The organism is Nocardioides xinjiangensis (assembly GCF_017916455.1).
In the GTDB taxonomy this organism is placed as follows: Bacteria; Actinomycetota; Actinomycetes; order Propionibacteriales; family Nocardioidaceae; genus Nocardioides; species Nocardioides xinjiangensis.
Genome location: NZ_JAFMSY010000001.1, coordinates 721,669 through 733,379, shown reverse-complemented (window position 1 = coordinate 733,379; position 11,711 = coordinate 721,669). Strand labels below are relative to the sequence as shown.

Here is an 11,711-nt window from a genome sequence, read left to right as displayed (position 1 = left end):
CATGACTGCCACGACCCGCGGACCCTTCGACGTGTGGGCGCCCCGGCCAGAGCGGCTGCGGCTGGCCCTGGCGGGCGAGGTGGTCGAGATGACCCGCGGCGACGACGGCTGGTGGACGCCCACCGAGCCGGTGCCCGACCGCGACGCCGCCGTCGACTACGGCTACCTCGTCGACGACGACCCCGACCCGCGCCCCGACCCCCGCTCGCGCCGGCAGCCCGACGGCGTGCACGGCCTGTCGCGGCGCGACGTGACGACGTACGAGTGGGGCGACGCGGCCTGGACTGGACGCCAGCTCGCCGGCTCGGTGGTCTACGAGCTGCACGTCGGCACGTTCACGCCCGACGGCACGCTCGACTCGGCGATCGACCGGCTCGACCACCTCCTCGACATCGGCGTGGACCTCGTCGAGCTGATGCCGGTGAACGCCTTCAACGGCACCCACAACTGGGGCTACGACGGCGTCGGCTGGTTCGCGGTCCACGAGGGCTACGGCGGCCCCGACGCCTACAAGCGCTTCGTCGACGCCTGCCACGCCAAGGGGCTCGGCGTCGTCCAGGACGTGGTCTACAACCACCTCGGACCCGCGGGCAACTACCTCCCGCTGTTCGGGCCCTACCTCAAGGACGGGCGCAACACCTGGGGCGACATGGTCAACCTCGACGCCGAGGGGTCGGCCGAGGTGCGCCGCTACATCCTCGACAACATCCGCATGTGGTTCGAGGACTACCACGTCGACGCACTGCGGCTGGACGCCGTGCACGCGCTGGCCGACACCTCCGAGGTGCACCTGCTCGAGCAGATGGCGATCGAGACCGCGGCGCTGTCCGCGCACCTCGGGCGCCCGCTGACGCTGATTGCGGAGTCCGACCTCAACGACACGCTGCTCGTCCGCCCGCGCGAGGCGGGCGGCTACGGCCTCGACGCCCAGTGGAGCGACGACTTCCACCACGCCGTCCACGTCGCGCTGAGCCGGGAGACCACGGGCTACTACGCCGACTTCGAGCCGCTCGAGGCGCTGGCGAAGGTGTGCGAGAAGGGCTTCTTCCACGACGGGACGTACTCGTCGTTCCGCGAGCGCGACCACGGCAAGCCAGTGGACACCGAGCACATGCCGACGTGGCGCCTGGTCGTGGCCAACCAGAACCACGACCAGGTCGGCAACCGCGCCCGCGGCGACCGGCTCGCCGAGCACCTCGACGACGACCAGCTCGCCTGCGCCGCCCTGCTGACGCTGGCAGGGCCGTTCACCCCGATGCTGTTCATGGGGGAGGAGTGGGCGGCCTCGACGCCGTTCGCTTTCTTCACCTCCCACCCCGAGCCCGAGCTCGGCACGGCCACCGCCGAGGGGCGCATCGAGGAGTTCGCCAAGATGGGCTGGGACCCCGCCGACGTGCTCGACCCCCAGGACCCGGAGACCTTCCACCGCTCCCGGCTCGACTGGGACGAGCTCACCGAGGGCCGGCACGCCGTGGTCCTCGACTGCTACCGCCGGCTGGCGCGGCTGCGGCGCGAGCTGCCCCAGCTCACCGACCCGGCGTTCGGGTCGGTGTCGTGCACCGTCGACGGCCGCCTGTTCACCATGCGGCGCGGTGACCTTCTGGTGGTCGTCAACACCGGGGAGACCGAGGCCAGCGTCGCGGTCGACGCGAGCGAGGTGCTGTTCGAGACGCCGTCGGGCGTCGACGTGCGCGGCGACACGCTGACCGTGCCGCCGCACGCCGGCGCGCTGCTGCGCTGACCGGGCTCAGACGCCTTCCTGCACCTGGAAGATGCGGTCCGCGACGAGGCCGTGGGCCTCGCGGTGCACCGTGTTGGCGGCCTCCGCGGAGGGAGCCTCGACGAGGCAGAAGATCTGCCCCTTCTCCTCGTCGACCCAGTAGCGCTGGTAGCTCACGTCGTGGGCTCCCTGGGTGGCCAGGTCGGCCTGGTGCGCCTTGGCGACGTCGTCCATCGTGACTCCGTCGCCGAGCGAGTGGACGTCCATGTAGAGCGGCATCTCGGTGTTCCTTCCTCGTTGGTGTCGTGCTGACACCTCGAGTGGACGACACCCAGCCCCCCCGGCTCATCGGTAGTCACTACCCAGATGAGCCGTCGCCGCCACCCATCTCCAGCTCCCTGCGGCTACGGACGCCGACCTTGGCGAGGATCGAGGCCACGTGGTGCTCCGCCGTGCGCCTCGAGATCACCAGCGTCTCCGCGATCGCGGCGTCGCCCAGCCCGCGGACGACGAGCCGGAGCACCTCCTGCTCACGCGGCGTCAGCCCGTGGGGGTGTGCGCTCGCCCGCGTCGCCCGCGGCACCGCGGCCCCGAGCGCCTGCAGCATCGCGCGGGCACGAGCACCCGCCGCCGTCGCGCCGAGCCGGTCGAAGATGCGCACGGCGTCGGCGAGCAGCCCGGCCTCGCCGCTGCGCGCCAGCGCGAGCCCCTGCTCGAAGGGCGACTCCAGACGCTCCCAGCACGCCGCGGCCTCGGCCCAGCGACCCGCGCGCTCGAGGACGTACGGCGGCGACAGCGGGAGCCCGGCGTCCACGTCGGCGGGCAGCCAGGTCGCCACCTGGCCGCGGTGCCACGGGCAGTCCACGTCGCGCACGTGGGGCCACGCCTCCTCGGCGATGCGCTCCGCGGCCTCGCGGTCGCCGGCGATCCAGGCCGCCTCGCTGCGGGCAGCCGCCGTCGGTCCCACCCGCTGCGCCTCCTGCATGCCCTCCGACATCTCGACCGCGCGCGCGAACGACTCGCTCCCGTCGCCCGCGCCGGTGCGCACGTCGAGCAGCGCCGTCACCAGCAGCGGCTCCAGGTAGCCGACCGCGCTCGCGCCGCCACGCATCACCGCCGCGGCGTCGGCCCGCGCCTCGGCCTCCTCCCACCGGTCGAGGTGCAGCCGCGAGCGCAGGGCGAGCAGGTAGCTGGTCCAGGAGTCGAGGTCGCGGTCGGTGCAGTAGACGATGCCCTCCTCGAGCCAGCGGCGGGCATCGGCATGGCGCCGCTGGACCACAGCGGTGGAGCCGAGGTTGCAGTAGGCGCGGGCGGCGTGCTCCTGCAGGTTCGCCGAGCGGGCGCCGTCGAGCGACTCCTGCAGCATCTGCTGCCCGGCGTGGAGCTCACCGGCCGTGACCTCGATTGTGCCGAGGTTGTTGAGCGCGTGGACCCGCACCTCCTCGGAGCCGGTGCCCGGGGGCAGCGCGTCGAGGGCGGCGAGGGTGCGCCCGCCCCACTCGCGCGTGCTGGCGAGGTGCGTGGACAGCATGGAGAGCTGCGTGCGGTTGCTGAGTGCCATCGCCTCCTCGACCGTGCCGGTGCGGTCCAGCAGATCGACGGCCCGGGCGGCGTACGCCCGGGCCTCGTCGTTGCGGCCCGCGAACCAGTGCAGCCGCGACCCGCACCGCCAGGCGTCGCCCACCCGCACGGAGTCGCCGAGCTCGTCCCAGAGCGACCGCGCCAGGGCGACGGTCTCGATGGACTCCTCGATGCGGCTGGTCAGGTAGTACTCGTAGCCGAGGTCCCAGAGCAGCTGGGCCCGGTCGGCCGGGGGCAGGTCGCTCGCGTGCGCCAGCGCACGCTCGTACTGCCGCGACGCCTCGCGGTGCGCGCCGAGGGTGGCGGCGGCTGCTGCGGCGGCCCGCGCGTGCTCCAGCACGGCGGCCCGGTCCCCGGCCGCCTCGGCGTGGTGCGCGAGCCGCGCCGGATCGGCCCCGCGCCCGACCAGCGCCGCGAGCAGGCGCCGGTGCAGGTGCACCGCGCGGCCGGCGGGGACCTCGTCGACGACGGCGAGCCGCGCGAGCTCGTGCCGGAACAGCACGTCACCGCCGGATCGGCGCAGCAGGCCGCGGGCCAACGGCTCGTCGAGCGCGGCGAGCCCGTCGGGCAGGAGGTCGGCCACGAGGTCCGCCTCGGCCCGCGAGCCGGCGAGCGCCACCAGCTCGAGCGCGCGCTGTCCCGCCTCGTCGAGCCGCGCCACCCGCGCCAGCACGGCGTCGCGCACGGTGGGCGGGAGGCCGCCGGAGGCGGCCAGCGCCTCGGTGACGAAGAACGGGTTGCCGCCGGTGACCGCGTGCAGCTCGGCGGCGCCGACGACGGCGCCGTGCTCGGCCGCGAGCTTGGCCACGCCGTCGGAGGTGAGCGGCGACAGGTCGATGCGTCGGGTGCCGGTCGCCGACGCGGTGTCGCCGAGCAGCACCCGCAACCCGTCGCCGACGACGGTGTCCTCGGGCCGGTAGCTCACCACGACCAGCGCGCGGCAGCCGTGGATGCGGCGAGCGAGGTGGCGGACCAGGTCGAGCGTCGCCTCGTCGGCCCAGTGGGCGTCCTCGACGACGAGGAGGTACGGCGTGCCGTCCGGCGGGTCGCGCAGCGCCGCGAGCACGTTGGTGAAGACCTGCGACCGAGTGGCGTCCTCGGGCCACGTGCCGTCCGGCAGGTCGGGCAGCAGGTCGACCAGGGGCCCCAGCGGTGGTGGGGTCGCGGAGCCGTCGCACCAGCCGTAGCCCACGTGCGCGTCGGCGCGCGCCGCGAGCGCCTCGACGAAGGTGGTCTTGCCCACGCCGGCCTCGCCTCCGACGAAGACCAGGCGACCGTGGCCGGTCGCTGCCTCGTCGAGGTATCCGGTCGCGGCGCGCAGCTGCTCGTCGCGCTCGAGGAGCGCCATGCCCCGCATGCTAGACCCGCGACAACTTCTCCGGGTCCGCCCGCGTCTCCCTCGCGCAACGGCCCGCCCGGGCCGACCGAACGAGGGGAACTCACATGAACCGCACCACCGTGTGGACCGCAGTCGCCGGCATCGCCGCCGGCGCGTGCGCGCTCGGCGCGCCCGTCCACGCCGCGCCCGCCCAGGCCGACGCCTACACCGTCACCGCGTCGATCAACAAGACCGTGGCGATCGGCAAGGAGGACGTCCTCAAGGTGCGCGGCAGGGTCACGCCGAAGGCTGCCGGCCAGAAGGTGGTCCTGCAGCAGCGCGTGGACGGCAAGAGGAAGTGGAGGCCCAGCGGCACCGCGACCATCAAGCGCAACGGCACCTACAAGCTCCAGGACGACCCCTCGACTCCCGGCACCCGGGAGTACCGCGTCCTCAAGCCGGCCTCGAAGGGCATCGCCAAAGGCTTCAGCAAGACGCTCACCGTCGAGGTGTACAGCTGGCAGAGGCTGGTCGACCGCCAGCCCGTCGCGACCAACGTCAACGTCCCGACCGGTGTGAACATCGGTGCCGAGTTCTACGGCCACAGCATCGCGACCGCCACGCTCGGTGCCGCGTCCTCGATCGAGTACACGCTGGGCCGCAAGTGCACCGAGATGCGGGCGACTTACGCCCTCACCGACGAGTCCGTCACCGGCGCGACCGGAACCGTCAAGGTCACCGGCGACGGCGCGGTCCTCGTCGACCACGCCCTCGCGGTCGGCACCGTCTTCGCCGGCGAGACCGTCGACCTGACCGGCGTCTTCCGCCTCAGGATCGACGCCACCAGGAGCGAGACCCCGGCCGGCACGGTCGCGGTCGCCACCCCGGAGGTGCTCTGCACGCGCTGATCGCGCGGGCCGGGGTCGCACCGGCGCGGGCGTGATCCGGGATACAGGCTCCCGGATCCGCCCGCGTCGTCAACAGCCTGTTGATATCTTCACGTTGTCAACAGGTCGTCGTCGGGAAGCACACAGACATGGAACACCAGCGCCACGAGGAGCGCGGGCAGCGCGGTGTGACCCGGCGGTCGTTCAGCCGCGGCGTGGCCTGGAGCGTCCCGGCGATCTCGGTGGCCACCGCGGCGCCCGCGTTCGCGGCGAGCTTCACCCACACGTACACGACTCGCGGCTCGTACGCCGTGACGATCCCGGCCGGATACCGCTCGGTCCAGTTCGAAGTCGTCGGGGGCGGGGGCGGCGGTAGTGCTGCCTACTCGGGAGGCGACGGCGGACGCGTCACGGGCACCTTCACGCTGCCGACTAACGCGTCGGGAGTCACCCTCACTGTCATCGTCGGTGGAGGAGGCGGCGAGGGCACCGGCACGGCGGCCTCGGCCGGGGCGGGCGGCACCGGTTACGGCCGCGGCGGTGCCGGCGGTCGAGGTTCCGTCCTCGCGGCCGGTGGAGGCGGAGGAGGTACTGCGCTCCTACTCGGCGCCGCCCCGATCGTGGTGGCAGGCGGTGGTGGCGGAAAGGGCGGGCTTGGCGCCGACGGAACCCCGAGCTCGCAGGACGCCGGGACCGGCGGGTCATCGGTCGCCCCAGCAGGCAACGGCGGTGCCGCGGGGGCTAGCTACCCGTTCGGCGCGGTCGGCGCAGGTGGGGGCGGCGGAGCGGTGGGCTCTCCCGGGGGCCCCACCACGCCGGGGACAGGCGGAGCAGGGGGTGGTCTGCTGGTGGAGGGCGCCCCAGGTGCGTCGGGCGGCGTCAACGGTCAGGGTCTGAACGGCGGCGGCAATGGAGGGTCTGGGGTGCCACGAGGGCGGGTGGGCGCTGGGGGCGGCGGCGGTGGGTACGCCGGCGGCGGCGCCGGAGGCACCCGTACCAACTCGGTCCTCCTCGGCGGTCAGCTCGTCGCCAACGTCGATGCGGGAGGCGCCGGAGGTGCCGGGTCGAGCTACACGCGCGGCGCGACGGCCGCACCGGTGTCCAACGTCGCCGGCCCCGTCGCCGAGGGCAACGGCGGCAGGGGCGCCGGCACGGCCGGCCGAGGCGGCGACGGCCGGGTCGTCCTGCAGTTCTGACCTCCGCGCCCGACGCCGTACTGTTGCTCCTTGTGGCAGGCATCGACTTCGACGTAGAGATCAAGCAGCTCCAGGCGACCATGAAGACCATCGGCCAGGTCCTCGACCTCGACCGGATGCGCGCCGAGATCGCCGAGCTGGGGGAGCAGGTCGCCGCCCCGGACCTCTGGGACGACCAGGAGAACGCCACCCGCGTCACCGGCCGGCTCTCCGCCCTGCAGGGCGAGCTCGACCGCTACACCGGCCTGCAGACCCGCGTCGAGGACCTCGCGCTGATGGTCGAGATGGCGCAGGAGGAGGGCGACGCCGACACGCTCGCCGACTCCGAGGCCGAGCTGGGCCGCATCAAGAAGGCCGTCGAATCGCTCGAGATCCGCACCCTGCTGTCGGGGGAGTACGACGAGCGCGAGGCGATCGTGACGATCCGCTCGGGCGCCGGTGGCGTCGACGCCGCCGACTTCGCCGAGATGCTCATGCGGATGTACACGCGCTGGGCCGAGCAGCACAAGTACGGCGTCGAGGTCTACGACGTCTCTTACGCCGAGGAGGCGGGCATCAAGTCCGCCGAGTTCGCCATCCACGCGCCCTACGCCTACGGCACCCTCTCGGTCGAGGCCGGCACCCACCGCCTCGTGCGGATCAGCCCCTTCGACAACCAGGGCCGCCGCCAGACGTCGTTCGCGGCCGTCGAGGTGGTCCCCGTGCTCGAGCAGACCGACGAGATCGAGGTCGACGAGAACGACATCCGGGTCGACGTCTTCCGCTCCGGCGGCCCCGGCGGCCAGTCGGTCAACACCACCGACTCCGCGGTGCGGCTGACGCACATCCCCACCGGCATCGTCGTGTCGTGCCAGAACGAGAAGTCCCAGCTGCAGAACAAGGCGTCGGCCATGGTGGTGCTCAAGGCCAAGCTGCTCGCGCAGAAGAAGGCCGAGGAGGCCGCGCTCAAGAAGGACCTCAAGGGCGACGTCGCCGCCAGCTGGGGCGACCAGATGCGCAACTACGTCCTCAACCCGTACCAGATCGTCAAGGACCTGCGCACCGGTCACGAGTCCGGCAACCCCAGCGCGGTCTTCGACGGCGACCTCGACGACTTCATGGAGGCCGGCATCCGCTGGCGACGGGGCGCGGAGAAGGTCGACGCCTGACCCACGGTCGTCGAGGTGCCCGGCTGAGCGCAGCACGATGCAGGTAGTCGGGTCGCTCCTGCTCGCCGGTGGAGCGTGGACGCGGCGGCACCCGGCTCGAACTGCCTGCACGGTGCCTGCGCCGGAGGGTCAGGCACCTCACATCCCGCGGCCGGACCGGGATTCGCCGATCACCTCCACCCCTCACGTAGCCTCGACGCCGTGATTCGCTTCGAGAAGGTCACCAAGACCTATCCCGGCCACCCCCACCCGGCGCTCGACAACGTCTCCGTCGACGTCGAGAAGGGGGAGTTCGTCTTCCTCGTGGGGTCCTCGGGGTCGGGCAAGTCGACCTTCCTGCGCCTGGTGCTGCGCGAGTACCGCCCGACGCAGGGCCGCGTCTACGTCGCCGGCAAGGAGATCAACCGGCTCGCCGGCTGGAAGGTGCCCCGGCTGCGCCGCGACATCGGCACCGTCTTCCAGGACTTCCGCCTGCTGCCCAACAAGACCGTCACGGAGAACGTCGCCTTCGCGCTCCAGGTCATCGGCAAGTCGCGCAAGGAGATCAAGGACGTCGTCCCCGAGACGCTCGAGCTCGTGGGCCTGAGCGGCAAGGGCGACCGGATGCCCGACGAGCTCTCCGGTGGCGAGCAGCAGCGCGTCGCGGTGGCGCGCGCGTTCGTCAACCGGCCGATGATCCTCATCGCCGACGAGCCCACCGGCAACCTCGACCCGACCACCTCGGTCGGCATCATGAAGCTCCTCGACCGCATCAACCGCACCGGTACGACGGTCGTGATGGCCACGCACGACGCCGGCATCGTCGACCAGATGCGCAAGCGCGTCATCGAGCTCGAGAACGGCCACGTCGTGCGCGACCAGGCGCAGGGCGTCTACGGCCACCAGAACTGATCCCGGCCGGCGGCCCCGACCGCCCCGACCCGGACCCGCACCCGAACGAATCGAGACCTCACCTCCATGCAGCTGCGCTACGTCTACTCCGAGCTCGGCCAGGGCCTGCGACGCAACCTCACGATGCACCTGGCGGTGATCCTCACCCTCGTCGTCTCGCTGACGCTGGTGGGCATCGGCCTGCTCTTCCAGCAGCAGGCCACGCGGGCTGCCGAGCACTTCGGCAACCAGCTGCAGATCACCGTCTACCTGTGCCGCCTCAACGACTCCAACCCGGTGTGCCCCAACCCGGTGACCGAGGCGCAGAAGGCCGAGATCGAGGCCGTCGTCGCGGAGAACCCCGAGGTCGCGGACTACCGCTTCGAGTCGGGCGAGGTCGCGCTCGAGAAGGCCAAGGAGCTCTACGGCGCGGAGCTGTTCTCCGGCGACAACCCGGCACTGACGGCCGAGGACATGCCGCAGACGATCTGGATCACGCTCGAGGACCCCGAGCAGTACGAGGGCATCAGCAGCGCGGTGCAGGGGCTCGACGGGGTCTCGCGGGTCCGCGACCTGCGCGAGCAGGTGGGACCGATCCTGACCACGATCACCAAGATGCGCACGTACGCGCTCGGCACCGCGGGGCTGCTGGTCCTGGCCGCGTTGCTGCTGGTGGCCAACACGATCCGCCTCGCCGCCTTTGCGCGCCGCAAGGAGATCGGCATCATGCGCCTCGTCGGCGCCTCCACGCTCTACATCGCGCTGCCGTTCCTCCTCGAGGCGCTGGTCACCGCGCTCGTCAGCGTGGCGCTCGCGGGAGGGGCGCTGGCGGCGTTCCTGCACTTCGCGATCGGCGACCTCGCGTCCAACCTGCGCTTCGTGCCGTGGATCGGCTGGGACGAGTTCTGGGTGGCCGCAGCGGCCGTCGGGATCCTCGGCCCGGTGCTGACCTTGCTCCCGACACTCGTGCTGACGCGCAAATACCTCAAAGTCTGAGTCGCGGAGGTTAGCGTCTAGCCGTCTCCCCGGTCGTGCCGACGGGGGAGACGACCCTTCCCCGCTTCCCCAACGCAAAGGCTCCCCGGTGCGTACCTTCCCCCGTGCCGCTCACCGCCGCATGGCCGCAGCCCTGGTCGTGGTCATGGCGCTGGGCGTGTCCGCAGCACATGCCGACGACCTCAAGGACAAGAAGGACGAGGTCCAGCGCCAGCTCAAGGGCGCGCACCAGGACCTCGACGAGTCCAGCGCCCAGCTGCGCAAGGCCGCCGCGCGTCTCGCGGCGGCGCAGGAGCAGCTCGCCGTCGCGAAGACCCGGCTGGCGACCGCACGCGGCAAGGTCGAGGTGGCGCAGGAGCGCGACGCCGAGATGCAGGCCCAGCTCGTCGCCGCCGAGCAGGCGCTCGTCGAGGCGGAGGCCGCCCTCGCCCAGGGTCGGGTCGACCGCGACGCCCAGCGCGAGAAGGTGGCCCGCACCGTCGCCGACATGTACTCCGAGGGCGACCCCGAGCTGCTGGCCTTCTCCTCGCTCCTCGACGCCGACTCGACCGAGGAGCTCACCCGGCGCGAGGGCGTGCGCGACGTCGTCGTCGGGCAGGAGGCCCGCGAGTACGACGAGCTGAAGGCCTCGGAGGTGCTCCTGCAGGTGCGGGAGGACCAGGTCACCGAGGCCCGGGACGCCGTGGCTGCCAAGCGCGCTGCCGCCGCCGAGCACCTCACGCTGATGCAGCAGCTCGAGGCCGAGCAGCAGGCGGCCAAGGACTCCGTGGTCTCCCTCGTCGTCGAGCGCCGCGACGCCCGCGCCGGCGCTCGCGACGCCCGGGCGAAGGACCTCGCCAAGCTCCGCAAGCTCGAGAGGGAGCAGCAGCGGATCGAGGAGATGCTCCGCAAGCGCGCGCTGGCGGCGCTCCGCCGGCAGCGTGCCCAAGCGCGCGGCGGCGCGGCGAGCGGCCCGTCCACCGGCGTGCTCGCCTCCCCGGTCGACGGCTACGTCACGTCCCCGTTCGGCTACCGCACCCACCCCATCTACCACTACTGGGGCCTGCACGACGGTGTCGACTTCGGTGGCGGGTGCGGCACCCCGCTCCGCGCCGCGGCGTCCGGCAGGGTCGTGTCGTCGTACTACAGCGGCGTCTACGGCAACCGGCTCGTCATCGACCACGGCGTGCTCGCCGGCCGCGGCCTCGCGACGATCTACAACCACGCCAGCAGCTACAACGTGGGCGTCGGCGACCGCGTCGCCGAGGGGCAGGTCATCGGCTTCGAGGGCAGCACGGGCTGGAGCACCGGCTGCCACCTGCACTTCACGGTCATGGCCAACGGCACCGCGGTCGACCCGATGAACTTCCTCTGACCACCCGGCACCGCCCGAAACCGCCGTGCGGGTCGCTGGGCCTGCCTGAGAGGATGGCCCGATGGCGAAGGAACAGGGCCAGAAGATGGTCGCGCAGAACAAGAAGGCGCGCCACGACTACCACATCGAGGACACCTGGGAGGCCGGGCTGGTCCTCATGGGCACCGAGGTGAAGTCGCTGCGCCAGGGTCGCGCCTCGCTGGTCGACGGCTTCGCGGAGATCGACAACGGCGAGGCGTGGCTCCTCGGCGTGCACATCCCGGAGTACAGCCAGGGCACCTGGACCAACCACTCGGCCCGCCGGCGCCGCAAGCTGCTGCTGAACCGCTCGGAGATCGACAAGATCGAGCGCAAGATCACCGACAAGGGCTACACGATCGTGCCGCTCTCGCTCTACTTCAAGGACGGCCGAGCCAAGGTCGAGATCGCCCTGGCCAAGGGCAAGAAGGCCTACGACAAGCGGCACACGCTCGCCGAGCGGCAGGCCGACCGCGAGAAGGTCGAGGCCGTCCAGCGTCGCCTCAAGGGCCACCGGGACTGAGCCCGGCGGACGCCGCCCTGCTCCTCCTCCCGCTCGCCGTCCCGGCGTCGCGCTGACCGCGGCCGGCTCGTGGAGCTTCTCCGCGGCGGGAGCGCGCCGC

10 protein-coding genes are annotated in these 11,711 nt (G+C 72.4%); 8 read left to right on the top strand and 2 right to left on the bottom strand.

From position 1 onward, the window contains the following. Window position 1 precedes the first annotated feature (1 nt). Complete coding sequence (treZ, locus tag J3P38_RS03570; RefSeq protein ID WP_210502691.1) at window positions 2-1,741, top strand: malto-oligosyltrehalose trehalohydrolase; 1,740 nt, start codon at window positions 2-4, stop codon at window positions 1,739-1,741. A gap of 6 nt (window positions 1,742-1,747) precedes the next feature. Here treZ and J3P38_RS03565 read toward each other — a convergent pair whose 3' ends face one another. Further along, window positions 1,748-1,999, bottom strand: coding sequence for a DUF4242 domain-containing protein (locus J3P38_RS03565; protein WP_210438488.1), 252 nt, complete (start codon window positions 1,997-1,999; stop codon window positions 1,748-1,750). Between the two features lie 79 nt (window positions 2,000-2,078). Beyond that, entirely contained in the window at window positions 2,079-4,649 is a 2,571-nt protein-coding gene (locus tag J3P38_RS03560; RefSeq protein ID WP_210502690.1) for an ATP-binding protein, read from the bottom strand. Between the two features lie 95 nt (window positions 4,650-4,744). Here J3P38_RS03560 and J3P38_RS03555 point away from each other — a divergent pair, with 95 nt between their 5' ends. The 7 genes from J3P38_RS03555 to smpB all read left to right on the top strand — a co-directional run bounded on the left by J3P38_RS03555 (window position 4,745) and on the right by smpB (window position 11,611). Further along, window positions 4,745-5,527, top strand: coding sequence for an NPCBM/NEW2 domain-containing protein (locus J3P38_RS03555; protein WP_210438486.1), 783 nt, complete (start codon window positions 4,745-4,747; stop codon window positions 5,525-5,527). Window positions 5,528-6,444: 917 nt separating this feature from the next. Continuing rightward, a complete protein-coding gene (locus tag J3P38_RS03550; RefSeq protein WP_210438485.1) occupies window positions 6,445-6,702 on the top strand; it encodes a hypothetical protein in 258 nt (85 codons plus the stop codon). 32 nt (window positions 6,703-6,734) lie between these two features. Further along, a complete protein-coding gene (prfB, locus tag J3P38_RS03545; protein ID WP_210438484.1) occupies window positions 6,735-7,850 on the top strand; it encodes a peptide chain release factor 2 in 1,116 nt (371 codons plus the stop codon). Window positions 7,851-8,051: 201 nt separating this feature from the next. Next, a complete protein-coding gene (gene ftsE, locus J3P38_RS03540; RefSeq protein WP_210438483.1) occupies window positions 8,052-8,741 on the top strand; it encodes a cell division ATP-binding protein FtsE in 690 nt (229 codons plus the stop codon). 66 nt (window positions 8,742-8,807) lie between these two features. Continuing rightward, on the top strand, window positions 8,808-9,716 hold the full coding sequence (gene ftsX / locus J3P38_RS03535; RefSeq protein ID WP_210438482.1) for a permease-like cell division protein FtsX: 909 nt from the start codon (window positions 8,808-8,810) through the stop codon (window positions 9,714-9,716). Window positions 9,717-9,804: 88 nt separating this feature from the next. Next, window positions 9,805-11,070 carry a M23 family metallopeptidase gene (locus J3P38_RS18265; RefSeq protein ID WP_210502689.1) on the top strand — a complete coding sequence of 422 codons (1,266 nt, stop codon included), beginning with the start codon at window positions 9,805-9,807 and terminating at the stop codon, window positions 11,068-11,070. A 61-nt stretch (window positions 11,071-11,131) separates the two neighbouring features. Continuing rightward, a complete protein-coding gene (gene smpB, locus J3P38_RS03525; RefSeq protein ID WP_210438480.1) occupies window positions 11,132-11,611 on the top strand; it encodes an SsrA-binding protein SmpB in 480 nt (159 codons plus the stop codon). Window positions 11,612-11,711 lie beyond the last annotated feature (100 nt).

What these genes read in the sequence shown, in the direction of transcription:
- smpB (WP_210438480.1), top strand. Translation starts at nt 11,132, where the DNA reads ATGGCGAAGGAACAGGGCCAGAAGATGGTCGCGCAGAACAAGAAGGCG.
- ftsX (WP_210438482.1), top strand. Translation starts at nt 8,808, where the DNA reads ATGCAGCTGCGCTACGTCTACTCCGAGCTCGGCCAGGGCCTGCGACGC.
- J3P38_RS03555 (WP_210438486.1), top strand. Translation starts at nt 4,745, where the DNA reads ATGAACCGCACCACCGTGTGGACCGCAGTCGCCGGCATCGCCGCCGGC.
- J3P38_RS03565 (WP_210438488.1), bottom strand. Translation starts at nt 1,999, where the DNA reads ATGCCGCTCTACATGGACGTCCACTCGCTCGGCGACGGAGTCACGATG.
- treZ (WP_210502691.1), top strand. Translation starts at nt 2, where the DNA reads ATGACTGCCACGACCCGCGGACCCTTCGACGTGTGGGCGCCCCGGCCA.
- J3P38_RS03560 (WP_210502690.1), bottom strand. Translation starts at nt 4,649, where the DNA reads ATGGCGCTCCTCGAGCGCGACGAGCAGCTGCGCGCCGCGACCGGATAC.